At 70.9% G+C, this 24,024-nt stretch carries 23 protein-coding genes; 11 read left to right on the plus strand and 12 right to left on the minus strand.

Translation table 11 applies throughout. The features are described from left to right. Window positions 1-59: 59 nt before the first annotated feature. The gene (locus CG740_RS02350) at window positions 60-1,787 is read right to left on the minus strand and encodes a TIGR03767 family metallophosphoesterase (protein ID WP_100573162.1); all 1,728 of its coding nucleotides are present in this window, start codon (window positions 1,785-1,787) and stop codon (window positions 60-62) included. 367 nt (window positions 1,788-2,154) lie between these two features. After that, complete coding sequence (locus CG740_RS02355) at window positions 2,155-2,532, minus strand: hypothetical protein (protein WP_100573163.1); 378 nt, start codon at window positions 2,530-2,532, stop codon at window positions 2,155-2,157. 279 nt (window positions 2,533-2,811) lie between these two features. Here CG740_RS02355 and CG740_RS40665 point away from each other — a divergent pair, with 279 nt between their 5' ends. Beyond that, the gene (locus CG740_RS40665) at window positions 2,812-3,507 is read left to right on the plus strand and encodes a peptidylprolyl isomerase (protein WP_324901035.1); all 696 of its coding nucleotides are present in this window, start codon (window positions 2,812-2,814) and stop codon (window positions 3,505-3,507) included. A gap of 98 nt (window positions 3,508-3,605) precedes the next feature. Next, window positions 3,606-3,869: a DUF6225 family protein gene (locus tag CG740_RS02365; protein WP_100573165.1), complete on the plus strand. Its 264-nt coding sequence runs from the start codon at window positions 3,606-3,608 to the stop codon at window positions 3,867-3,869. Window positions 3,870-3,977: 108 nt separating this feature from the next. On the opposite strand, the gene CG740_RS02370 is transcribed toward CG740_RS02365, so the two are convergent. The 3 genes from CG740_RS02370 to CG740_RS02380 all read right to left on the minus strand — a co-directional run bounded on the left by CG740_RS02370 (window position 3,978) and on the right by CG740_RS02380 (window position 8,232). After that, window positions 3,978-4,949, minus strand: a complete 972-nt coding sequence (locus CG740_RS02370) for an aldo/keto reductase (RefSeq protein WP_100573629.1) — start codon at window positions 4,947-4,949, stop codon at window positions 3,978-3,980. Between the two features lie 110 nt (window positions 4,950-5,059). Beyond that, the gene (locus tag CG740_RS02375) at window positions 5,060-6,172 is read right to left on the minus strand and encodes an alpha/beta hydrolase (RefSeq protein WP_100573166.1); all 1,113 of its coding nucleotides are present in this window, start codon (window positions 6,170-6,172) and stop codon (window positions 5,060-5,062) included. 176 nt (window positions 6,173-6,348) lie between these two features. Further along, window positions 6,349-8,232, minus strand: coding sequence for an ABC transporter ATP-binding protein (locus CG740_RS02380; RefSeq protein WP_100573167.1), 1,884 nt, complete (start codon window positions 8,230-8,232; stop codon window positions 6,349-6,351). 200 nt (window positions 8,233-8,432) lie between these two features. Between CG740_RS02380 and CG740_RS02385 the strand changes: the two genes are divergently transcribed. Beyond that, complete coding sequence (locus CG740_RS02385; protein WP_159030191.1) at window positions 8,433-9,302, plus strand: JmjC domain-containing protein; 870 nt, start codon at window positions 8,433-8,435, stop codon at window positions 9,300-9,302. Between the two features lie 104 nt (window positions 9,303-9,406). Here CG740_RS02385 and CG740_RS02390 read toward each other — a convergent pair whose 3' ends face one another. Together CG740_RS02390 and CG740_RS02395 are read right to left on the minus strand one after the other, a co-directional pair. Further along, on the minus strand, window positions 9,407-9,706 hold the full coding sequence (locus CG740_RS02390) for a hypothetical protein (RefSeq protein WP_100573169.1): 300 nt from the start codon (window positions 9,704-9,706) through the stop codon (window positions 9,407-9,409). A gap of 215 nt (window positions 9,707-9,921) precedes the next feature. After that, window positions 9,922-10,164, minus strand: a complete 243-nt coding sequence (locus tag CG740_RS02395; RefSeq protein ID WP_100573170.1) for a chaplin — start codon at window positions 10,162-10,164, stop codon at window positions 9,922-9,924. Window positions 10,165-10,374: 210 nt separating this feature from the next. Here CG740_RS02395 and CG740_RS02400 point away from each other — a divergent pair, with 210 nt between their 5' ends. From CG740_RS02400 to CG740_RS02410, 3 genes are all read left to right on the plus strand, one after another. Continuing rightward, window positions 10,375-11,007, plus strand: coding sequence for a hypothetical protein (locus tag CG740_RS02400; protein ID WP_100573171.1), 633 nt, complete (start codon window positions 10,375-10,377; stop codon window positions 11,005-11,007). Continuing rightward, window positions 11,004-11,789 (plus strand): hypothetical protein, encoded by a 786-nt coding sequence (locus CG740_RS40670; protein WP_100573172.1) that lies wholly within the window; start codon window positions 11,004-11,006, stop codon window positions 11,787-11,789. The genes CG740_RS02400 and CG740_RS40670 overlap by 4 nt, the downstream gene beginning before the upstream one ends. A gap of 108 nt (window positions 11,790-11,897) precedes the next feature. Further along, entirely contained in the window at window positions 11,898-12,185 is a 288-nt protein-coding gene (locus tag CG740_RS02410; protein WP_100573173.1) for a hypothetical protein, read from the plus strand. Here the strand turns inward: CG740_RS02410 and CG740_RS02415 are convergent. After that, window positions 12,141-12,689 carry an NUDIX hydrolase gene (locus tag CG740_RS02415; RefSeq protein ID WP_100573174.1) on the minus strand — a complete coding sequence of 183 codons (549 nt, stop codon included), beginning with the start codon at window positions 12,687-12,689 and terminating at the stop codon, window positions 12,141-12,143. The two genes, CG740_RS02410 and CG740_RS02415, sit on opposite strands and share 45 nt — an antisense overlap. A gap of 173 nt (window positions 12,690-12,862) precedes the next feature. Here CG740_RS02415 and CG740_RS02420 point away from each other — a divergent pair, with 173 nt between their 5' ends. The 3 genes from CG740_RS02420 (at window position 12,863) to CG740_RS02430 (ending at window position 16,518) form a co-directional block, all read left to right on the plus strand. Then, window positions 12,863-13,258, plus strand: coding sequence for a hypothetical protein (locus tag CG740_RS02420; protein ID WP_100573175.1), 396 nt, complete (start codon window positions 12,863-12,865; stop codon window positions 13,256-13,258). Window positions 13,259-13,864: 606 nt separating this feature from the next. Next, window positions 13,865-15,334, plus strand: coding sequence for a condensation domain-containing protein (locus tag CG740_RS02425; protein WP_100573176.1), 1,470 nt, complete (start codon window positions 13,865-13,867; stop codon window positions 15,332-15,334). A gap of 197 nt (window positions 15,335-15,531) precedes the next feature. Next, a complete protein-coding gene (locus CG740_RS02430) occupies window positions 15,532-16,518 on the plus strand; it encodes an alpha/beta hydrolase (RefSeq protein ID WP_100573177.1) in 987 nt (328 codons plus the stop codon). Between the two features lie 50 nt (window positions 16,519-16,568). Here CG740_RS02430 and CG740_RS02435 read toward each other — a convergent pair whose 3' ends face one another. After that, window positions 16,569-16,958, minus strand: a complete 390-nt coding sequence (locus tag CG740_RS02435; RefSeq protein ID WP_100573178.1) for a nuclear transport factor 2 family protein — start codon at window positions 16,956-16,958, stop codon at window positions 16,569-16,571. Between the two features lie 720 nt (window positions 16,959-17,678). On the opposite strand from CG740_RS02435, the gene CG740_RS02440 reads away from it, so the two are divergent. Next, a complete protein-coding gene (locus CG740_RS02440; protein ID WP_100573179.1) occupies window positions 17,679-18,737 on the plus strand; it encodes a cytochrome P450 in 1,059 nt (352 codons plus the stop codon). Continuing rightward, window positions 18,730-20,004: a cytochrome P450 family protein gene (locus tag CG740_RS02445; RefSeq protein WP_100573180.1), complete on the plus strand. Its 1,275-nt coding sequence runs from the start codon at window positions 18,730-18,732 to the stop codon at window positions 20,002-20,004. The genes CG740_RS02440 and CG740_RS02445 overlap by 8 nt, the downstream gene beginning before the upstream one ends. A gap of 20 nt (window positions 20,005-20,024) precedes the next feature. Here CG740_RS02445 and CG740_RS02450 read toward each other — a convergent pair whose 3' ends face one another. The 3 genes from CG740_RS02450 to CG740_RS02460 all read right to left on the minus strand — a co-directional run bounded on the left by CG740_RS02450 (window position 20,025) and on the right by CG740_RS02460 (window position 23,993). Next, entirely contained in the window at window positions 20,025-20,681 is a 657-nt protein-coding gene (locus CG740_RS02450; RefSeq protein ID WP_100573181.1) for a hypothetical protein, read from the minus strand. Window positions 20,682-20,807: 126 nt separating this feature from the next. Next, window positions 20,808-22,172 carry an FtsW/RodA/SpoVE family cell cycle protein gene (locus CG740_RS02455; RefSeq protein WP_100573630.1) on the minus strand — a complete coding sequence of 455 codons (1,365 nt, stop codon included), beginning with the start codon at window positions 22,170-22,172 and terminating at the stop codon, window positions 20,808-20,810. Window positions 22,173-22,445: 273 nt separating this feature from the next. Further along, window positions 22,446-23,993 carry an MFS transporter gene (locus tag CG740_RS02460; RefSeq protein WP_100573631.1) on the minus strand — a complete coding sequence of 516 codons (1,548 nt, stop codon included), beginning with the start codon at window positions 23,991-23,993 and terminating at the stop codon, window positions 22,446-22,448. Window positions 23,994-24,024: the final 31 nt, after the last annotated feature.

Consider the following 24,024-nt stretch of genomic DNA (forward strand, 5'->3'; position numbering starts at 1 on the left):
GGGGGGGGGTGGAGACCGGGGGAGTGATCCGTCCCCCGGGTCTCCGCCCCCCCTGGGAGTCACTTGCCCGGATGGGCCAGCAGCAGCTCGGTGTTGTGATCGGCCGAGGAGCCGAGCTTGGCCGACGGGGTGGCATAGGGGTCGTTGTAGGAGAGCTCGCGGTAGAGGGCGGCCAGGCCCCGGTCGGAGGTGTCGCCGAAGTCCGTCGTGTAAGGCGCGGCGGACTCGATGAGGGTGGTGAACAGGGACAGTGTGCCGTCACCGTTGTCCGCGATCTCGATGACGCGGGCGTGCTGCGGATAGTCGATGTGGGACGCGGTGTTGATCTCCCAGAAGGCGCGCTCGGGGACCGCGTGGCCATGCGGGGTGATCCGGTTCTCATGGGTGTGGCCGTTCACCCACGCCACCACGTTCGGATAGCGCTGGAGCAGCGCGACCAGCGCGTTGCCGTCGTGCCGCCCTTCGAACGGGTGGTACGGGTCCGGCAGCAGGTTGCCCATGGTGGTGCTGGTGTGATGGCTGAACAGCACGACGAGGGAGTCGCTGGATCCGCCGCGCACCACATGCCCGTCCGTGTCGTACCAGCGGCTGCTGTGCGACTTGAGGACCGACTCCAGCCAGTTCAGCTGCGCGGTACCGATCGAACCGTCCGCGAATCCGGCCCTGTTGGTGGTGTCGAGGCTGACGCCGAGCACCCCGGCCGCGAGGGGGAACGTGTAGTACAGGTGCCCGCTGCTCGCCGCGTCCGAGGTGAAGCCGTGCCCGACCGGACCCGCGCCCGTGTAGGCCGGGTCGAGATGCGCCTTGGCGAACTCGGCCGGGGTGAAGGGGCGCCGGCGCTCGTCCGGGGTGACCTTGCGGATCGCGCCGCCGTTGCCGAGCAACTGGGCCAGCAGCAGAGCCGCTTGGGCCGGGTTGTGCTGGAGCGCGTAGGCGAGCTTGGCGGCGGTGGCGTCGTCGCAGCCCTCGATCTTGCGGTCGCCCGTGTACAGGTCGCTCAGGAGCCCGAGGTCCGGCAGGCTGCCCTCGATGCTGTCGTCGTGGTTGCCGACCGTCGTGTACCACGGGACGCTGAGGCCCGGCGCGTTGAACGGGCGGGCCGCACCCGAGAGGAATCCCGGAATCTGCGGAAGGCCCCTGGCCTTGTAGGAGTCCTGGAAGGACAGCTCCGGGTTCCAGTACTGCGCGCTGCCGGAGTTCTGTACGCCCTCGTAGCGCGAGGCGTCGCCGCTGCTCGGGGTGATCCGGCCGCCGCTCATGACGCTCAAGTACCAGTCGAGCTCGATGAGTTCATGGTTGTCGGTGTTGTCGCCGGTGGCCATCACCATGCCGAACGGCAGCCCCGTGTAGGGGCCTTGCCGCACCCAGTTGACCCGCTCGACCAGTGCGGACGCGCCGCGCACGGTGAGCGCCTCCTGCGGGCGGTGCGCGCTGTCGTTGTACTGGGCCAGGTACTCGAACCGCACCGGCGACTCGGTGTCGGCCAGGTGCAGGTCGGTGAACTGCACGAAGGAGGCCAGCCCGGTCCGGCGGTCGTCCCGCCCCGTGCTCCCCGCGGCCAGCTCGCCCCGGACCACCAACGGCCACCCCGGACCGGCCACCAGCCGCTTGTACGGCCCGGTGCCGACCGGCATCGCGGCCTGCTCCAGAGTGGTGCCGCCGACCCGGACGGCTCGCGCGACGGTCGCGGCCAGCGCCCGGTCCTGCGCCGCCATCGACCACAGGGCGGCGCCCGCGGCGGCGCCGGACATCCTGGAAACGAACTGACGGCGGCTCATCCCGCGCATGGGTATCCCCCTGGTGGCACTTGCAGTTGGCGGCACGGCAGCTCTCGGGTGCGACCGCGCGGCCACACACTACTGGCGGGTATTCGTATGTACAGGGGCCGGGAGGAAACTTGAGGGAAACAAAAGGGCGCCGAGGTACCGGCGGCGAGATGGGTGCGGGCGCGCCGCCCTTCCGCCGCGGGGCAGTGGTGCGGGGTGTCAACGGCGCTCTGTCGAGCGGCCGTTGACACCCCGGAACGAGTCGGATCGGTGGGAGCCGGCTCGCGCGTGCGTACGTGGCTCGCGATCCGGTCACTCGTGGTGGATCACTCGCGAGGGACCACGGGCCGCGTATTTGTTGCGGCGTATCACTTGAGGCAGCGGCGTCTCACTTGCAGTACGGGACCGCCGCCAGGTTCTGGACGTAACGGGCGGTGACCCAGCCGGGCTTGTTGGCGCCGAGCTTGTACCAGGTCTTGTTGCCGTCCACGTTCTGGGCGGTCTTCTTGCACTGCAGGGCGACGACCGAGCCCTGGGGCAGCAGGTTGAGCCGCTTGGAGGTGGTGTTCGCTTCCTGGTGGACCCACAGGCCGCCGTTGGCGACGACCTTGCCCTTGGGCTCGGCCACCACCGGTGCGGCGGGGGCCGCCTGCTGGCCGGAGGCGCCGACCGGAGTCGGGTCCGCCGCCGAGGCCCCGCCCGCGGTGAGCAGGATCCCCGATCCGGCGAGTACCGCCACCGCGCTCGCGGCGACCATCCTGCGCATGCCAGACACGTACACGCTGTTCCCCTTTCGTTCCTTTTGGGATGTGCGCCCTGTAAGAGCGCCTCTCGTGCCGATGCGTTCCACCCCGGAAGGGGGAACTTCCGCGTCCTGTAAGGCAGTTGATGTGCCGATCGGATGAGTGCGGCTCCGGTGCGGGTGCGGGTGCGGGTGCGGGTGCGGCTGTGGTGCGGGTACGGGCGATGGGCGGCATGGCGGGCGGGCGGCTGGGCAGGATGAGGCGGCCATGTCATGTCGGTCCCCAGGGAAGGAACCCCTCAAGTGCTCCGCAGAAAAGGCGTGTTGCTCGCCGCCGTCGTCCTGTTCCCGCTCGCCACGGCGACCCAGGCGGGCGCCGCCGCGCCATCGCCACAGCCGAGCGCCCCGGCCCCGCACACGTCCCCGGCGCCCGCGGCCACCGCCTGCGCCTACACGCCGGCCGTGCCCGCCGACAACTACAAGGGGATACCGGACTTCGACCCGGTCAAGGCCGCCAGGCCGTTCAGTGCCACCCTGCGCACCAGCCAGGGCGCCATCACCTTCAAGGCGCTGACCGACAACGCGCCGTGCACCACGAACTCCTTCCGGTTCCTCGCCGAGAAGCGCTACTTCAACGGCTCGCACTGCCACCGGCTCACCACGGCCCGCCTGTACGTCCTCCAGTGCGGCGACCCGACCGGCACGGGCAGCGGTGGCCCCGGATACTCGTTCCCGGACGAGAACCTCACGGGTGCCACCTATCCGGCCGGAACGGTGGCGATGGCCAACGCCGGGCCGAACACCAACGGCAGCCAGTTCTTCTTCGTCTGGAAGGACACCAAGCTCTCGCCCGCCTACACGCCCTTCGGCCGGGTCACCGCCGGGCTCGACGTCCTGAAGAAGATCGCGGCCGGCGGCGAGGACGACCAGAACGGTCCCGGCGACGGATACCCCACGCTGCCCGTGAACATCAACCGCGTGACGATCAAGAAGGGCTGAGCCGGGACCGTCCCGTCCGGATAGGCCAAGTGATGGCTGTTGGCGTCCCGCTGGCGGGGGAGCGCGGGGCGGGGCGGGGGCGCGGCTAGTCTCCGCCCATGACGGACACCTTTGACCACACCCCGCAGGTATGGACGGCAGGCCGCCTGCGGCAGGCCCTCGCCGGCCTCTCCGACGACACCCCCCTCCACATCGCCGTCGCGGACGGGCCCGGCGACTTCGAGGGCTACAGCGAATACGCCCTGGTCGACCTGGAGCCCGTCGAGAAGGAACTCGGCGAGGACACGGCACCCGGTACCGAGGTCGAGTACACCCTGTTCGCCGACTACAAGGCCGGCCAGTACCACGTCGACCTGGTCTGAGCCGCCGTCCGGCAGCCCCGGGCCGGCGGTTGTGGCGGGCGGCGCTCGCACCGCCCGCCACGACCGCCCCGCGAGACCCTCGTGGGGCCCCGGTGCCCGCAGGGACACTCAGGAGTAGAAGTTGCGCTGCCAGCGGTGCTTCGCCAGCACGGCGAGCTGCTCGGCGGTCAGGGCGCGCCCGTCGCCCAGAGCGGTGTTGCGCTCCACGTTGCGGACGCTGCGCATGCCGGGGATGACGGTGGAGACCGCAGGGGAACTCAGCACGAATCGCAGTGCCGTCTCGGCCATCTCGTCGCGGGCGATGCCGAGATCGGCGACGATCGCGTCGACCCGTCGCTCGACCTGCGCGGGGCGGTCGCCCTGGAAATAGCGGTGCCGCCAGTCGCCCTGGGGGAACGTGGTGCCGGCCGTGATGCCGCCGGTGAGACCGCCCTCGTCGAGGGCGACCCGCACGACGACCCCGACGCCGTGCTCCAGGCAGGCCGGAAACAGTTCGTCTGCGGGGGACTGGTCGAAGACGTTGTAGATGACCTGCACGCTGTCCACGGCGCCGCTGCGGACGAGGTCCAGTGCGGTGTCGGGCCGGTGGTCGTTGACGGAGACGCCGAACAGGCCGATCTTTCCCTCCCGCTTGAGGTCGTCGACGGTCTCCAGCCAGTCGCCCCGGCCGACCCAGTCGTCGCTCCAGACGTGGAACTGGAGCAGGTCGAAGCGCTCCAGGCCGCTCGCACGCAGGCTGGTCTCCAGGCTTTCGCGGATGTGGGAGCCCGGGAAGGCCCGCGCGGGGTCGATGCCGCTGGGGGCCGGCCACACACCGTTCTTCGGCGGCACCTTGGTGGCCACGCGCACCGCCTCCCCGGATCCGGCGCGCTCGCGCACCACCCGGCCCACGATCCGCTCGCTCTCGCCGTAGCCGCGTGCCGTGTCGATGAAGTTCACGCCGAGATCGATGGCCCGGTGCAGGGCGCGTACCGACTCGTCCTCGGTGGCACCCACCCAACTGGACTCGCCGATGCCCCAGGCGCCGTAACCGATCTCGGACACCGACAGTCCACTGCGTCCCAGTTCGCGGTAGCGCACGATCATCCTCCACGTCGTCGTCCTCGTTCCGGCCGGGCCGGGGCTCGGCCGGAAATCACGCTGACGATAAGCGAGTCGGGCGCGCGGGGCAGCCGAGTTTCGTCCGCGGCTCAGCTTCCGTCGAGGCGGGCGCTCAGCCACTCCAGGGAGGGCGGGATCTCGCGGAGCCAGGTGTTGAAGTTGTGGCCGCCGGAGTCCAGCGTGATCGAGGAGACCTGGGCGGGCTTCTTGACCTTCGCGATGAACTGCCGGGTCTCCTTGAGGTTGCTCTCGCCCTGCCGGGAGGTGGTGACCAGGAAGGAGGACCTGCCCTGGGGCAGGTGGTCGAGGCTCCACAGCAGGTCGGAACGGTGCTCCTCGTGCTTGTTGCCGTGGAAGAGGTCACCGGACTGGATGTCGACGTCCGGCCTGTAGTCGGCGGAGAGCCCGACCCCGGCCGCGTACGCCTCCGGGTGCTGCAACGCGACCTTGAGGGCGCAGTAGCCGCCCGTCGAGTCGCCGATGAACCCCCAGTTGCGCGGTTTCGTGCCGACCCGGTACGTGCCGGCGACGGCCTTGCGCAGATCGTCGGCGAAGAACGTCTCGGTCTGGGGGCCGCCCGGGATGTCGATGCACTGGGTGTTGCGGGGCGGAGCCACGGTCGGCCGCATCATCACCAGGATCATCGGCTGGGTCTTCTTCTGCTTCGACAGGGTCCACGCGGTCTTCGGGTAGTGCAGCCCCTTGATGAGGTTCTCGGCCGTGCCGGGAAAGCCGGTCAGCACCACGGTGACGGGGAACGTCCGCTTCTCGTACCCCTTCTGGAAGTACTCCGGCGGCAGGTACACGTACGCCGGGGTCACTATCCGGGACCGCGCTCCCTGCACCGAGACCTTCTGCACCTCGCCGCCGATGCTGGGCTTGCCGGCGCCGGGGACGTCGACCTTCTGCTTGCCGTCCACCTTCACCCCCGGGCTGGCGGCGGACTGCGCGCCGAGCACCCCCACGCCGTCCTGCCGGCCGAACAGATCCGCCCACGAGCCGTAGAAGAGGAACGTGTTGTTGGCGGCGAGCCCGACGGCGGAGAAGAGCAGCAGCTGGACCGCGCACATCAGGCCGATCCGTCCGAGGACCGGCTTCCACCCCCGCCCCGAGAGCCGGGGCCACTGCCATACGACGACGAGGGACAGCAGCACCGTGCAGAGCACGGCCAATGCCAGAACGGCGGTACTTGTGAGCCCCATGGGATCAAGAACACTCTCTGCGAACGGTCTGCCGGACGCGGCGCCCGGCGACCACCGTCCAGCCGCACCGCCTTCAGGGGTGCGCAGGGAACTAGATTGTGATCGGGGATGATCCGTTCCCTTGAGACCCGCGTGTTTCGGCGGAATCCCCGGGGAGGAGGACCCCGGGTGCTCCGTCAGCCGAGGGCGGGTGCGCCGCCCGGGCGTTCGAACTGGGTGCGGTACAACTCCTCGTAGCGGCCGCCGAGTCGGAGCAGTTCGTCGTGCGTGCCGCGCTCCACGATCCGGCCGTCCTCCACCACCAGGATGAGGTCGGCGGAGCGGACCGTGGAGAGCCGGTGGGCGATCACCACCGCGGTACGGCCCTCCAGCGCCTCACCGAGCGCCTCCTGTACGGATGCCTCGGAGGTGTTGTCGAGATGGGCGGTCGCCTCGTCCAGGATGACGACCCGCTGACGGGCCAGGAGCAGCCGGGCGATGGTCAGCCGCTGGCGCTCGCCGCCCGAGAGCCGGTAGCCGCGCTCGCCCACCACCGTGTCCAAGCCGTCCGGCAGGGACGCGACCAGGCCGTCCAGACGGGCCCGGCGCAGTGCCTCCCAGAGCTGCTCCTCGTCGGCGTCCGGGCGGGCCAGCGTCAAGTTGGCGCGGACCGACTCGTGGAAGAGGTGCCCGTCCTGGGTGACCATGCCGATCGTGTCCCGGATCGAGTCGGCGGTCAGGTCCCGTACGTCGATGCCGCCGAGCCGGACCGTGCCGGCGTCGACGTCGTAGAGGCGCGGCAGGAGCTGGGCCACCGTCGACTTCCCGGCGCCCGACGAGCCGACGAGTGCGACCATCTGGCCCGGCTCGGCGCGGAAGGAGACGCCGTGCAGCACCTCGGTGCCGCCCCGGGTGTCGAGGCTGGAGACCTCTTCGAGTGAGGCGAGGGAGACCTTGTCGGCGGCCGGGTAGCCGAACCGTACGTCGTGGAACTCCACGGACACCGGGCCCGCCGGGACCGCCCGGGCCCCGGGCTTCTCCGCGATGAGCGGCTTGAGATCGAGCACCTCGAAGACCCGCTCGAAGCTGACGAGCGCGCTCATCACCTCCACCCGCGCCCCGGCCAGTGACGTGAGCGGTGCGTAGAGCCGGGTCAGGAGCAGGGCGAGTGAGACGACCGCGCCCGCTTCGAGGGAGCCGCGCAGCGCGTAGTAGCCGCCGAGTCCGTAGACGAGGGCGAGCGCGAGGGCCGACACCAGGGTGAGCGCGGTGATGAACGCGGACTGCGCCATCGCCGTACGCACGCCGATGTCGCGCACCCGGCCCGCCCGGGCGGCGAACTCGGCCGACTCGTCGGCGGGCCGCCCGAACAGTTTGATCAGGGTCGCGCCGGGCGCCGAGAACCGTTCGGTCATCCGGGTGCCCATGGCGGCGTTGTGCTCGGCGGCCTCACGCTGGAGCCGCGCCATTCTGGTGCCCATGCGGCGCGCGGGCAGCACGAACACGGGCAGCAGCACGAGTGCGAGCAGGGTGATCTGCCAGGAGATGCCCAGCATCACCGCGAGGGTGAGCAGCAGGGTGACCAGGTTGCTCACCACCCCCGACAGCGTGTTGCTGAAGGCGCGTTGGGCGCCGATCACATCGTTGTTGAGCCGGCTCACCAGCGCTCCCGTGCGGGTCCGGGTGAAGAACGCGACCGGCATCCGCTGGACATGGTCGAAGACCGCCGTCCGCAGATCGAGGATCAGCCCCTCGCCGAGCGTCGACGAGAGCCACCGGCTCGCGATGCCCAGCGCCGCCTCGGCCAGTGCGATCGCGGCGATGTAGAGGGCGAGGCGGGTGACCGTCCCGCTCTCCTTGCCGGCCACGATCGCATCCACCACTCGCCCGGCGAGCAGTGGTGTCGCCACCGCGAGCAGCGCCGTGGCGACGCTCAGAACCAGGAAGAGGACGATCCGGCGCCGGTGCGGACGGGCGAAGGCGGCGATGCGGCGCAGGGTCGCCCGGTTGAAGGGCCGCTTGTCCTGCTGGGCGTTCATGACGTTGTGGAGCTGCGTCCACGCGGTGGCTTCCATACTCATGCGAGGAACGTACGACCTCTACCGCGCTTGAGGTCAACGATCGGGCGGAACCCGTCCGCCGTCGCGTCAAGGATCTCCCGGGCAGATCCGGCGACTTCGCGGCCGACCACGCTGCCCGATCGTCCCGGGGCATACCGGTGATCACTCCCGTAGGTTCGGGAAGTGGCGGCACCGGACCGCCTCCGACCTGGGGAGAGACGATGCGTTGGGGAGTGCTTGACCGCCTGCTGGGCGAGCCCGGGGCGTTCTTCGAGCAGTGCCGCCAAGGCCGGCCGCACGTCTTCACCCCGCCGTGCCTGCCCCAGGAGGTGCCCACCCTACGGGAGTTGACGGGTGCGCTCGGCGGCGCCCTGATGCGCACACCGTACGTCGAGCTGCTGCGGGACGGGGAGCTGGTACCGGCGGGGGAGTTCGGTGCGGCCGCCGGTTGCGCCGACGGTCCGGGGGAAGGCTTCGCCGACCCGGAACGGATCATGCACCTGCTCGCCGAGGGTGCGACGCTCCTGCTGCCCCGACTCGGCCGCTGGAACGCCTCGGTGGGCGCTCTGACGGCCCTCCTCTCCCAGGACCTGGGGCGCGAGACGGAGGCGTTCTGCTTCGCCACCACGGTCGGGAGCCGGGGCCCGGACGTGCACCGGGACGGCGCCGACGTCCTCGTCGTGCAGCTCGCGGGCCGCAAGGAGTGGACGGTGTACGAGGCCGAGGCCCCGGCCGACGGCACTCGCGGCCCGGGTCCGGTGCCGAACCCGGGCGCGCCCGTCCTGCACACCGTCATCGGCGCCGGCGACGTCCTGTATGTGCCGCGTGCCGCCCCGCACACCGCGTCCGGGGACGACGGCCTCTCCGTCCATCTGGCCCTCGCCATCGGCGACACGACGGGGGACCGGGTGGACGGGCCCCCGTCCCGGCCGATGGAGGACGCCCAACTGCTCTGTCTCGCACGTGAGTTGATGCAGCGCGCTAGGGCAAGAGTGGACGCGTCCGCTCCTGCGGGATCCCTTGCCCGAGCGGGCGGAGCGCTGCCGTGCTCGCTGGGAAGGATCCCGGTCAACCGGCCGGACGCGGGCTGAGCGGGGGCTCAGCCGTGCCTGGTGCGTCCTCGTTCAACTCCGGGTTTCAGCTCCGGGGTTCGACTCCAGGGTTCGACTCCGAGGGGGGCGACTCCGGGCGATGCTCAGTGATCGTCCCAGTGGCCGTCGTGGTCGGCGTGGCGGTGGCCGTCGTGGATGTAGTCGACGTGGTCGCCGTGCGGTACGGACACGTGCCCGCAGCCCGCCTGGTGGCGATGGGCGTGATCCGCGTGCACGGTGTGGCCTGCCGGCTCACACTCGTCGGTGTGGCCGTCGTGGGACCGGTGAAGATGGCCGTCGTGCACATAGTCGACATGATCTGCGTGGGGCACGGCCACATGGCCGCAGCTGACGCCGTGCTCATGGGTGTGCTGGGCGTGCTCGGTGTGAGCGGTAGTCGACATGACGTTGCTTTCCTGTTCGTTCAGCTCTGCGCCGGCCCCCCTCGCGAGGGCGAGTCTGCTCCCGGCGCCGCGCCGATGCACGCATCACGTGGGGTGAGCCGGGTGATTTCCCTCGGGAACGGGCCGGTTGGCGGGCGACGCGCCCGCCGGGAACGCTGCTTCGCCCCGGAACCCTGGTGCCGTTCCGGGGCGAAGTCACCTGCGGGACCGGCGCGTCAGTGGTTGACGCAGGTGTTGCCGGCCGCCGGGTTGAGCAGCCCGATGAGGTCGATGCTGTCGCCGCAGACATTGACCGGGACGTCGACGGGGACCTGGATGACGTCGCCGGACAGCACGCCGGGGGAGTTCTCGGCCGTGCCGACCACCGGCGGGTTGGGGTCGGCGGCTGCGGCACCGGCCGTGCCGATGACGGCCGTGGCGGCCAGGACAGTTGCGGCGAGAGCGGTACGGATGCGCACGGTTTTCCTCCATTTTGTGGGCGTTTGTTCCCCTGTAGCGTCTCCGTGTTCGGGGCGGGGCGAAAATCCCGTGACCCGATGGGGTGAACGGCGCGCCGCCCGCACGTCACGGGACGCGTCTCTTGACGGCGCGTTTATTCGGCCGATTCGCGTCTACACGGTGGAGGACAGCCCGAAGTGCGGGGCCGTTCTCCAACGGGAAGGCAGGCCATGTCCAGTGGTGTCGTCATCATCCTGATAGCGATCGTGGTGATCGTTGTCCTGGCGGTGGTCATCGGCATGTTCGTCGCGCGGCGGGGCCAAGGCCTGCGCAGCCGGTTCGGACCCGAATACGAACGGACCGTGGCCGAGCACCACGGCGATGTGAAGGCCGCGGAGAAGGACCTCGACGAGCGGGTCCGCAGGTACGGCAGCCTGAAGGTCGACCCCCCGAGCGCGGCGGAGCGCAGCCGCTACGCGGCCGAATGGGCCCGTGTTCAGGAGGAGTTCGTGGAATCGCCCACCCGCGCGGTGGCCGAGGCCGAGGCGCTGCTGGGCCGGCTCGCGAACGAACGAGGCTTCCCGAGCGGCTCGTCCGAGGAGCAATTGGCGGCGCTCTCGGTGCACCACCCCCAGCACCTGGACAGCTACCGCCGCATCCGCGGCGTGGCCCAGGGCGCCGACGGCCGCAGGCCCAGCACGGAGGAACTGCGCGAGACCCTCGTGCAGGCCCACGAGTTCTTCGCCGTACTGACCGGGGAGCGCCGCGGCGACAAGGCCGGGCGCCTCGGAGTGCGCAGCGCCCGGCACACGTCCAGCAACGCCACGCACCGCGACGACATCGCCCGAGGGAGCCAGTCATGACCAAGCCCGAGCGTCCCGCATCCGAACAGCCCCTGGCCGATCAGCTCGTCTCGGGGCGCGACGTCCCCGAACGACCGGGCGCCGAACAGCCCGGCGCCGGGCTTTCCGGCACCGGACAGCCCGGCGCCGCACGCGAGGTCCCGGCCCGGGCCGCGTCCGAGCAGGCCCCGATCGGTCGCGAGGCCACCGACCGCGGCGTCCCCGATCAGCCCCCGACCGGTCGCGACGTCCCCGAGCGCGCCGTGCCCGATCAGTCCGCGCCCGAGCGGGCCGTGCCCGATCCGGCCGTGAGCGGCCCCGGCGCCGCTCCCCACCAGCCTCTCGCCGGGCAGTCCGGCACCGGGAAGCACCTCGGCGCGGCCCCGGCTTCCGAGCGGGACCTGTCCGACCGGCCGCTGTCCGACCAGCCCTTGCCCGAGCGGCCCGCACCGGTGCCGTCCGCGGCCGAGGGACGCGTCCCCGAGCAGGCCGGGCGGCGCCCGGGTGCCGAGGCCGGCGGCGCCGTCGACGGCGACGCCGTGCTGCCGCCGCACGAGCGGGAGAAGTTGCAGCTCAGGATCCAGCACGCGGTCGGCGGGTTCGTGGACGAGCCCCGCTCGGCGGTCGAGGAAGCGGCCTCGACGGTCGACGCCCTGACCGAGCGGATCATCGAGACCCTCGGGGAGCGGCGCGGAACGCTGCGCGCGACCTGGCAGGACGCGTCCGGCGGCTCGGCCACCGAGGACCTGCGGATGGCCCTGCGTGAATACCGCAGGCTCGCGGAACGCCTGCTCAGCCTGTGAGGACCCACATCCCCCGTGTCCCGGCGGGAGCCTCCGCGGCCCCCGCCGGGCGCGCCACGGTCCACGGTCCCGCAACCTCAACCCACCGTTACAGACAAGGAGTTGCACATGTCCAGGCGCTATGGCGGTAACCCCGCAGCCACCGGCATACTCGTCATCGTCGATGTCATGGCCCTGATCCTGATCCTCTGGATCGCCTTCTTCCTGGTCAACGCCAACACGGCCAACGACATCGTGTCGTGGGTGCGCCACGCGGCGGACTGGCTCTCGGGCTGGTCGCGCGACATGTTCACCATCAGGTCCGACACCTGGCGCACGATCGTCAACTACGGCCTGCCCGCCGTGGTCTACCTACTCATCGGCCACGCGGTGGCCGGCCGGGTCAACCGCTCCTGAGTCCTGGCCGGACGAGCCGAGGGCGAGATAGCGGGTATAGGCGTCCCGGCTGTCCGAGACGAACTTCCAGCTCGCCATGGCCGCCCTCAACTCGTCGTCGGTCAGCCAGCCGTGCCAGGAGACCTCCGAGGCGTCCGGCACGATGTCCTCCTCCGCCGCAACGGCCTCGTACACCGCGAACCAGTACGGGCTCAGCTCGCCGTCGCACAGGAACTTGAAGAGCGGACGCACCGGGGCGTCCACCCCGAGTTCCTCGCGCAGCTCCCGACGCGCGGCGTCCTCGTAGGCCTCGCCCACGCCCACCGCCCCGGCCACCAGCCAGCTGTACTCGCCCGGAAACCGCTTGCTGCTCTCGGGGCGCCGGTGCACCAGACAGCGGCCGCGCGCGTCGCGGCACAGCACCATGGCCATCCGGTACAGCCACCCCTCGCGCACGGCCTCGCCCCGCTCGACCACACCGATGACGCGATCCTGCTCGTCGACCCGCTCCACGTGTTCACCCATGGGTCGATCCTCCATGACGGGGACCGGAGTATGTGGGGCACCCCTCCCCGACGGGGCGTCAGACCGGCCTCACTCGTTCGGCAAGGCCCGGGTGGCCCTCCGCCCGAAGGTGCCGAACAGTGGATCGAGAGTGGAATGACCTGGATGCTGTCGATCTGATGAGGAGCGCGATCATGCGCCGTAGTACCACCGTCGCCGCGATCGCCCTGTGCGGCGCCCTTGCCGCAGGTACCGCAGCACCTGCCTACGCCGCCCGTCATGTCCCCTCCGTGTCCGTCCCCGGAACGGCGGGCGAGCCGACCGGGAGCCGGGTCGCCGACGACGACGTCGTCGGCGTCAAGGCCGAGGTGGCGGCGATGATGAAGGAGATCGACCAGATGGTCGCCGCCGACAAGAAGGACGCCGCGGCGGATGTCGCCGAGGCCAAGGCGGAGGCCGCGGCGATCCTGAAGGAGATCTCCGCCCTGGTGAAGAAGGAGGTCGCCCAGGCGAAGCCGGCGACCCAGCCCTCCACCACCAAGCCCGCTCCGCTGTCGCTGCCGAACACCCCGCCCGCCACGACGGGCTGACGTTCGGTACGACCGCCTCCCGCCGCGCCCCGATCTTCGTCCTCTCGGTCTGTATCACCCCCAATCCGCGTGCCGGCAGCGGGAGTTCAGCCAGAATTGCGGGCTCGCGTCCGGCGGGGCGGGGTGGGATTCCTTCCGGGGCGCGATGGCGCATGGGTCGGCGCAAACGACTCGATGGGGTGGTTCTGCGTGCCCGGGAGCGCCCGTCCCGCGTTGGTCACCACATGACCGTATTTCCTGGGCTGCGGTGCGCGGCGGCCGCGCACCGCCCGACGCCTTCCCCAACGGGAGCCCCGGCGAGGAGTGTTGCGGCACTCCGGCGTCGCCGGATGTGTGAGCCGGCCGGCTCGCCCGGCCGGGCGGGGGAGTCGGGGGACCACGCGGAGCGCGAGGGCCACACCGCCGCGGTGCCGATCCGTCGCGCCGTGCGCCGTGTCCGCGGCCACCGGGCCGTACGTGCCCGGCCGGGCCGTTCGCCCTGCCCGGCCCCCGGCCGCGAGGCGCTCCAGCCGATCGGCCGCGGCGGGTGTCCCCGCGCGGCCGGACCTGCGCCTCAGGCCCGCCGCACGCCCGTGTTCCCCGACAGCTTGTGAATGGACAACTCCCGTGCGAATCACCGACATTCACGGCTGCGAGGTCCGTCCCGGACGGCTGGTGGAGTGGAGTCTGGATCCCGCCATGGTCGAGGCCGCGACCAGCCAGCCCGACGACTCCCGGCCCCCCGCCTATGTGCAGGAATCACACATCAGGACGGCCCGCACCGTGCGCGAGGACGGACTGTTCGTACCGACCTGGCTGGGCGCCGCCTTCGACATCCTGGGGCCGGTCGACCTGGACGTCCTGGAGGCGGCCCTGCGGACCTGGACCCTGCGGCACGAGACGCTGCGCAGCGGATTCCGCTGGGTCGACGACGAGATGCGCCGCTTCACCGCCGCGCCGGACGCGGTGGCACTCCGGCGCGAAGTCGTGGGTGACTTCCCCGATGCGGAGGAGCTGAGCCACCACCTCCAGGACCGGTTCGATGTGGAGGCGGACGCCCTCTGCTGGCCGAACTTCCTGTACACGGCGGTCGTCCGGCCCGAATCCACCAGCGTGTACATGGCCTTCGACCACAGCAACGTGGACGCGTACTCGATCCAGCGCATCCCGTCCGAGATCCATGAGCTGTATTCGGCAGGAGCCGAAGGCCGCAGCGCGGAGACGACGCCGGTCGGCAGCTACGTCGACTTCTGCGAGATCGAAAGGGCCAGCGCGGACCAGGTCGACGACACCCACGCGATCGTGGCGCGCTGGCGGGAGTTCATCGCCCGCTGCGACGGCCGGCTGCCCGCCTTCCCGGTGGACCTCGGCCTCGAAGACGATGGCCGGCTGCCCGAGCAGAAGCTCTGGTACGAGATGCTGGTGGACGACGTGGACGCGGCCGCGTTCTCGGCGTATTGCCGGCCGTTCGGCGGCGGCCAGGTCGGCATCCTGGCGGCGACCAGCCTCATCGTCCACGACATCGGGGGCGAGCCGGTCTACCGCACGGTGGTGCCGCTCCACACCAGGGCGAAGTCCCGGTGGGCGGACTCGGTGGGATGGTACGTGGGCGGCGCGCCCATCGAGATTCCGGTGGCGCAGGCACAGGGCTTCGACGATGCCCTGAAGATGGTGCATGGCGCGCTGCGGGCCAACAAGGCGCTCGCCCAGATTCCGATCGCCCGGGTGCTGCGGCTCCTCGGCTCGGACTTCCGCCCGACGTCGCCCGATCTCTACTCGATCGTGTCGTTCGTGGACGCCAGGGACATCCCCGGCGCCGGGCAGTGGGACGAGCTCCGGGCGTCCGCCCTGCTCAGGGTCTCCTACGGGGACCAGGTGTGCGCGTGGTTCACCCGTCTGCACGGGGGGCTGCAACTGGCCGTCCGCTACCCGGACACGGCGATCGCGCAGAAGAACATCCACCGCTACGCGGAACAACTGCGGGAACTCATCACCTCGATCGCCCGCGACGCCCCCGCCGCGCCGCCCAGGCCGCGTGCGGAACGCCCGGTCCCGGCCCCGAGGCTGAGCAGCGAGGTGTCCCAACTGTCGCTGTGAACCGGGGTGGCGGAACAGAGCACCCATCGGTGGCAGAACGCCACATGCGTGTGGCCCCCATGTGGTGAGCCCACATGGGGGTGGCCGGGGAGCGCCTCTCGCGCGACGACGGGCGCGGCTGGTAGACCAGCGGGGCCATCGGTCGCCGAGAGGCCCGGTGTTCCACACCGGGCCCGGGGTCACACAAAGGGGTCGGGATGCGTCGCGCACCGGTCAGCACAGTCCTCGTCGCGGTCCTGTGCGCCCTGCTGGCCGGTGTCTTCGGCGCGGATCCTGGTCACGCCCGGGGCCGGCTGGTGCGGGCCGACGACGGAGCGCGGGTCGTCACCGAACAGCGGGTCGGACCCCGCCGTATCGACCTCGCCATCGCCTCCCCGGCCCTGGGGGCCACCGTCCATGTGCGCCTGCTCACGCCGGACGGCTGGTCGCCGGGGCGGGGCGACTGGCCGTCGCTGTGGCTGCTGCACGGCTGCTGCGGCGGTTACACCGACTGGACGACATACACCGATGTGGACCAACTCCCGTCCTTGCGAAGGGTGTTGGTGGTGATGCCGGAAGCCGGTGCCGCGGGCTGGTACAGCGACTGGTGGAACTACGGCAAGGGCGGCGCGCCGCGCTGGGAGACCTTCCACACCACCGAGGTCCGCCAGATCGTCGAGCGCGGCTACGGCGCGGGCGGCCGACGTGTCGCGGCCGGGCTGTCGATGGGCGGCCTCGGCGCGCTGTCGTACGCGGCGCACCACCCGGGGCTGTTCCGTGCCGTCGCCTCCTACAGCGGCACCGTGCACCCGCTGCTCCAGGTGCCCGGCGGCCTCGGCCCCGACTGGTTCCTGGACCTCGACCGGCGCCAGGGCGTCGATCCCTATGCCATCTGGGGTGATCCCGTACGGCAGCGCGCTGTGTGGGCCAAGCACGACCCCACGCTCCAAGCGGGCGCGCTGCGCGGGCTCCCCGTCTTCCTGTCCTGCGGGAACGGCCGGGCCGGCCCGTACGATCCGGCGGGCGAGAGGGATCCGGGCGAGGCCTACTTCGAGCAGCAGGACCGGGCCCTCGCCGATCGGCTGGCCGCCCTCGGCAGCCCCGTCCGCGCCGACTTCTACGGGCCCGGAACCCATGCCTGGCCCTACTGGCAAAGGGAGTTGCACCGCTCCCTGCCGATGCTGCTGAGCGCGCTGGCGGGTTGAGCGGCGGGCCGCGGTGGCCCGCCCCGCGGTGAACACCCGCCGCCCACGGCCTAGTTGAAGAAGGCGCTCATGCCGTCGACATCGGACACATAGCTGTCGATCGCGCTCACCTGGCCGTCGCGAAGGGTCAGCACGGTCGCCAGGTGCTCGTCGAGCGTGCGGCCGTCCGCGTCCTCGGCGGTGTTGTGCAGGGTGAGGGCGACGCCGTTCCGGCCCGTCAGGACGTGCCCGAGTTCGGTGTGCAGACCCCGGCCGGCGATCTTCCGGGCCCGTTCGACCGCGGCGTCGGCGCCGTGCACCGTCCCGGAGATGGTGCCATGGCCGGGCATGGTCCAGATCAGGTCGGGCGCGAAGAGCGCGTGCAGTGCCTCCCAGTCGCGGGCGGCGAACGCGGTCAGGAATCGCTCGGCCACGCTCGCGTCGGCTCGATTGCCGGTCATGTCGTCCCACACTCCTGGCTCGGGTCGGCCGGACGGCTGTGCGCGCCCGGAGTCCACGGGCGTCCGTGGCTCGCCCGACCCTAAGGGGTTCGGCCGATGCGCTGCGCACGGGGCCCGGGGGCAGAGCTCCCCGGAAGAGGCAGCGCCGAGACGGGGCGGACCGGGCGGACCGGGCAACTCACGGGACTTCCTCACTCGCCCGACAGTCGCGTGTGGGAACCAACAGCGTACTCATTTCTCTTGTCGGCAGGCCCAGTACGCACGTCGAAAGGTATTTCCGGGCAATCGCCCATGACCGTTCGGGCACTGTTCCCCGTACCGCCAAAATAAATGTTTCGACCGGTCGTACTTGAACGCCGGGACTCACAGGGAAGAAGAAAAGCGGAACCATTGACAACCGTTGGCCAGGACCGCTTCACTTCCCCTCAGCGGCCGGTGACTGGAAATGAACACACCTCAGGTGCGTGAATTGACGCTCTCCGTCCGGTGGTTCACATTCGGATGTCAGCGAAAGGAAGGGATTAATCATGTCGAAGATTATCGCCGCCCTGCGTGCCAAGAAGAGCGAGCCGAGCCTGAAGCAGGCCGCCTGGTACTTCTGGTACTAAGCCGAAGGCCAATCCTGGGCCCGCACACAAGGCAGGCCGACTGAATTTCGGTCAGTCGTGTGTGCGGGCCCTCCGCATTTTCATTTCCGGAGCTCGCCGTATGCCATCCGCCATGACCCGCACCAGTCGCCGCACCACGGTTTTCGCCCCTCGTCTCCAGGCTCTGCTCGACGAACACCTCGGCAAGGACCTCGTCCGCCTGGAACCCGACACCATCGGCATCGCCGGCGCAGAACTCTCCGACCGCATCCTGGCCGCGCGAAAGGCGACGGAGACCGAACGGCCCACCTTCAAGCCCCTGCACGGCCGGTCGATCTCCAAGGCGGAGGCCTCGTCGGTGATGCGCACGGTCGGCAAGGACGTCCGTGCCGCCCTGGAGCAGCCCGACCCGCTGCCGGAGCGGACCGATCTGTCCGGGCCCTGGCCGATCACCGGGCACCGGTTCCTGAGCGACCTCGTGCTGCGCGACGACCCGTACCGGCTGCGGATCCTCATGTCCCGCACGCTGGAGATCGACCCCCGGCTCACCTGGAGCACCATCGTGGCCGGGGCCGCCCTGCCCCGCCGGCCGGCCCCCGGGCCCCAACTGACGCATCTGGCCAATCTGTTCGCCGAGGCACGCAGCTACGACGACCGGCGCTATGCGATGGGCATCTACCGGCGCGCGGCCGCTCCGGTCTGCTTCACGGTCTCCACGCTGGTCGCCAACGCCCTCTGGCTCGGCTCGCCCTTCGACGACGAAGCGTCCAACCGCGACATCCTCTTCGAGGCGATGCGGCTGCTGCCCCCGTCGTGGAACCTGCTGCGCAACCGGTCACCGGAGTACCCGGCCATCGACGAGCGGATCGGGCACGGGGACGATCTGCTGATGCTGCCGCTCCTCTCCCATCGCGACCCCGCCCTGTGGGACGCGCCGAACGAGTTCCGGCCGCAACGCTGGGCCGGTCTCGACCCGGACAACACCCCCGGCTACATGCCGTTCGGGCATGTCTCGGAGCGCTGTTGGGGCCGCCACATGGTGATGCCGCTGGCCGAACTCCTCCTGGACCACATACGTCGTACCGGTCTTGTGGTGGCTCCGGGTCAGCGAACGGCCGACGTACCACTGGTGGGGCTGCTCGGTGTGAAGACCGTCCACATCGGCCACCGGAGCAAGGTCCGCCATGTCTGACACCGCGGCACCCGCCGACCCCGCGCCCGAGGCCGAGGCCCCGGCGTCCGACGTGCCGACGCACGAGGCGCCCGGCATCCGGACCCTCGACCCGGAGTTCTTCGACGACCCCCACGCCGCCTACCGCGAGTGGCGCGAGGAGGGCGGGGCTCGTCGGACCCGCTACCCGGGCCCGGCCGCGGTCGAGGGATGGGTCGTCACCTCGTACGCCGAGGCGAAGGAACTCCTGGCCGATCAACGGCTCTCCAAGGGCGGGGCGGTGGAGAGGTTCGGCCGCCATGTGGGGCTCACCCAGGGGCCCGGCAGCGCTCTGTTCAGCCATATGCTGAACACCGATCCGCCACACCACACCCGGCTGCGCAAGCTCGTCCAGAAGGCGTTCACCGCGCGCCGCACCGCGGCGCTGCGCCCCGCGATCGAGGCCCATGTGGCGGGGCTCCTGGACGCGTGGGAGGGGCGGGACGAGGCCGAGCTGATCAGTGAGTTCGCGCTGCCGCTGCCCCTGGCCGTCGTGTTCGACCTCTTCGGCGCCTCGGACGCGGACCACGAGGCCCTCCAGGTCCGCGGCAACACCCTCGACGGCGGGCAGGGCGACGGCGAGGTATCGGTGTTCACCGCCGACTCCATGCTCGCCTACCTCAGGGCGCTGCTGGCCCTCAAGCGTGAACACCCCGACGACGGGCTGCTGTCCGCGCTGGTCGAGGCCCGCGCGGAGGGGGAGGAGGCGCTCAGTGAGGACGAGATCACCTCGATGGCCTTCCTGTTGGTGATCGCGGGCCATCAGACCACGGTCAACCTGATCGCCAACGGCGTTCACACGTTGCTGACGCACCCTGCCCAACTGGCGTCCCTGCGAGCCGACATGAGCAGGATGCCGGGCGCGGTCGAGGAGATCCTGCGGTACGAGTCCCCCTCCGCCCTCGCCTCATTGAGGTACGCCGCCGAACCGGTCGATGTCGGTGAAGTGTCCTTCGGGCAGGGCGAGTTCGTGCAGATCTCGCTGCTCGGAGCCAACCGTGACCCCGAGGTGTTCGCGGACCCCGACCGATTCGACATCGGCCGCGAGGACGCCGCGAGGCACCTGGCGTTCGGCCACGGCATCCACCACTGTCTGGGCGCGCCGCTGGCCCGCCTCCAGGCCGAGATCGCCTTCACCCAGCTGTTCACCCGCCATCCCCGCCTGCGGCTGAGCGAGGACCACGAGGCACGGTGGCAGGCCAACCCCCGTCACCGCGGGCTGCTTTCGCTGCCGCTGCGGCTGAGGTAGCCCGAGGCCGGCCGCTCCCGCTACTGCCTGGCGGCGCAGATCACGTCGTAGGGCCTGCCGATGGCCAGGGTCAGCCGCATGGGTTCGGTGGTCCCGGACGGGCACTGCGAGGTCTGCTTCGTCAGACCGAGCACCTTGTACGCGCCCGAGCCGGCCGAGGCGCAGGGCACTTCCTTCGCCGTGTCGGTGACGCAGTCGCCCGTGACCAACTGGCCGCCGCCCGCGCCGGGATCGCCGGGGTGGCTCGCCGAGAGGTTGCGTCCGCACACCGTCTTGGTGGGGATGCCGCCGCCCTTGCTCTTGCTGCTGCCGTAGCTGACGCTCACCTGGATGATGAGGTCCGTACCGGCCGGGCACTGGATGGAGTCCGGCAGGAACCCGGCCGCCTGGATGTCGAGGGCCTTGAAGGTGGCGCCCGGGTCGCCGCAGCCGAACGCCTTGTAGCCGTTCGGCGCGTCATCGGGGTCGGGGCCGCCGCAGTCGCCCACCTTCCACTCGCCGCTGTGCGAGGCGGACGAGGACGAGGGCGACGACGAGGACGTGCCGCTCGTGCCCCCGAAGAGCTTGGACGCGCCGAATCCGAGGCCCAGGATCACCAGGAGCACCACCAGGGCCGGGAGGCATCCTCCTCTTCTGCGGCGCTGGTTGGGTGTGAGCGTACTGTCCGGATCGACCATGGTGCTTCCCCCTGAGTACGGCTGCTGAGCCTGGCCACAGGCCGTGACCACAGGTGTGGACGCGCCATGCTCACCTCATGGTTCCGCAGGGGTCGGGGCGGTGTGACGCCGACGGCCCGGGGCCGTTCAGAGTCGGCTCGGGTCGGGTTCGTGACGGCGCCGGGCGGAGTCGCTGATGCGGATGAGCAGGCCCACCATCAGCCAGTTGGCCACCATGGAGGAGCCGCCCTTCGCCAGGAACGGCAGGGCCTTGCCGGTCAGCGGGATCAGACCCGTCACCCCGCCGGTCACCACGAAGACCTGGAGCACCAGCGCGCCCGCCAGGCCGGTGGCGAGCAGCTTGCCGAACGGATCACGGGCGAGCATCGCGATGTGCAGGCCCCGCTGGGCGAGGAGGCCGTACAGGAGCAGGACCGCCATCACCCCGGCCAGGCCCAGCTCTTCGCCGACGGTGGTGAGGATGAAGTCGCTGTTCCCGGCGAAACCGACGAGTTCCGGGTGCCCTTGGCCGAGCCCGCTCCCGGTTGTGCCGCCGCTGCCGAAGCTGAAGAGCGACTGGCCCAACTGGTTGGAGATGCCCGCCTTCTGGCCCGCCGGAGTGAAGGCGTCCATCGGGTGCAGCCAGGCTTCCACGCGCCCGTGCACATGCGGTTCGAGGGAGCCGACCACACCCGCGCCGACCACGGCCATCAGCAGCCCGCACACCACCCAGCTCGTCCGTTCCGTGGCCAGATAGAGCATGATCACGAAGAGGCCGAAGAAGATCAGCGAGGTGCCCAGGTCGCGCTCGAAGATCAGCACCAGCAGGCTGAGCGCCCAGATCGCCACGATCGGGCCCAACTGGCGGCCGGGCGGCAGCCGCATGCCGAGGAAGCGGCGCCCGGACAGGGCCAGCGCGTCGCGGTTGACGGTGAGGTAGCCCGCGAAGAACACCGCGATCATGATCTTCACGAACTCGCCCGGCTGCACGGACAGCGGCCCCAGCATGATCCAGCGCTTGGCTCCGAACTGGTCGGCGCTGAAGAACGCGGGCGCCGCGAGCAGGACCAGGGCCGCGGCCATCATCATGTAGAGGTACCGCTGGAGCCTGCGGTGATCGCGCAGCGCGATCAGCAGGCCGGCGCAGGCGGCCACCCCGATCGCCGTCCACACCAACTGCCCGCGGCCGGCCGGGACCATGTGCAGCCGCGGCTCGGCGAGGTACGTGATGTCCAGCCGGTTCAGCAGCACCAGGCCGAGGCCGGTGAGCAGCAGGGCGAGCGGAAGCAGCAGCGGATCGGCGCGTGCCGCCCAACGCCGCACCACCAGATGCGGGACGACCGCGAGCAGCGTGATGGCGCCCGCGAACGTGCCGAATCCCGCGGGCAGTCGGCCCTTCATCGTCAGGCCCGTCACCGCTTGGCCGCCCAACGTGATCACCACGACGAAGGCGAGCAGCCACGCTTCGGTCCGCCGTCGGTCGGGTGCCTGGGCCAGGGCCGCCACGGACATGGTGCGCCAGGCATCCTCGGGCACCTTGGACCGCGGTGGGATCCCCATGGTCGGACGCCGCACGGGCAGCACCTCCGTCCCGGAGAGCCGCAGGCCCGGGATCCTGGCGCCGCCGCGGCTCGCGGCGATCACGGGCTGAGAGACGGCAGTGGATCATCGGTGGTTCCCGTTCCGCTTCCGGAGCGGTGGTCGCCCACAGGGTACGTCCCGATCCGTTCGCTCCGGAAGGCCGACCGCACCCCATGACGCTGCCGGCGGTGGACCTGCCGGTGTCTAGGGGGCAGTGGGGCGTGCGCCCTGGAGGCGGGCGAGGTCGGCGGGGCGCACCTGGATGGCGAAGAGGGCGATGAGCGCGGCCACCACCGCGAAGATCGCTGCGACCACGAAGGCCGTGGAGACTCCGGAGGCCAGCACCTGGTCGCTCCACGGCCGCGGCAGCTGGCCCGTGCGCCGGAACAGCAGGCGCTGCGCCGGATCGGCCTGGCTCAGGAACTTGGGAACCTGATCGGTCGCCTCGTTGCGGCTGGCCGTGCCGAACACGGTGACCAGGATGGAAAGCCCGAGGGAACCGCCCACCTGCTGGGTCGCGTTGAGCATCCCCGAGGCGGCGCCCGCCTCGTGCGGGGGGACACCGGAGACGGCCATCAGCGTCAGCGAGACGAAGTTCAGACCCATGCCGAGGCCGAACACGAGGATCGGGCCCAGGATGCTGCCCGGATAGGTGGAGTGGATGTCCGTCCGGGTGAGCCAGGACAGGCCCCCCGCGGCCAGCAGCGCGCCCGCGACCATGAACGGTTTGGGGCCGTACTTCGGAAGGAGCCGGGAGGCCAGGCCCGCGCCCACCGCGATGATCGCGCTGACCGGGAGGAAGGCGAGTCCGGCTCGCAGCGGGGTGAAGCCGAGCACGTTCTGCACGAACAGCGTGAGAAAGAAGAACATGCCGAAGATCGCGGCGGCCAGGCTCAGCATGATGCCGTACGTGCCCGCGCGGTTGCGGTCCGCGAACATGTGCAGGGGTGTGATGGGCTGTTGCGAACGCCGCTCCACCAGGACGAACGTGCAGAGGAGCACCACGGCGACGGCGAACGAACCCAGCGTGATCGGGTCGCGCCAGCCTTCCTGGGCAGCCCGGATGAAGCCGTAGACCAGCGCGACCATGCCCCCGGTGGACGCCAGCGCCCCGGCGATGTCGAAGTGGCCGGAATGCCGTTCCGACTCCTTGATGTGCCGCGGGGTGGCAAGCAGGATCAGCACGGCGATCGGCACGTTCACGAAGAGGACCCAGCGCCAGTCGAGCCATTCGACGAGCATGCCGCCCGCGAGCAGACCGATCGCGCCGCCGCCCGCGGACACCGCGGCGAAGACGCCGAACGCCCGGTTGCGCTCCAGGCCTTCGGTGAACGTGGTGGTGATCAGCGCCAGAGCGGTCGGCGAGGCGATCGCGCCGCCGATCCCCTGGACCGCGCGCGCCGCGAGCAACTGCCCGGAACTCTGGGACAGTCCACCGAGCAGCGAGGCGACCGCGAACAGCAGCACGCCGCACATGAACACCCGGCGCCGACCCAGGATGTCCCCGGCCCGCCCGCCGAGCAGGAGCAGCCCGCCGAAGGTGAGGGTGTAGGCGCTGACCACCCAGGCGAGGCCCGTCGTGGAGAAGTGCAGGGCGCTCTGGATGTGCGGAAGAGCGATGTTCACGATGGTGATGTCGAGGACCACCATCAGCTGGCAGGCGGCGATGACGAGCAGTGCTATCCCCTTGCCGCCGCCTCCGCTACCGGGGGCCGCGGCGGCGGTCGTGGGTGCCGGCTGCGGACTCGTCATGATGGACCTGCCCTCGCACGAGGGGCGGTGG

It is taken from the genome of Streptomyces sp. CB01201, assembly GCF_002803085.1.
In the GTDB taxonomy this organism is placed as follows: domain Bacteria; phylum Actinomycetota; class Actinomycetes; order Streptomycetales; family Streptomycetaceae; genus Streptomyces; species Streptomyces hundungensis.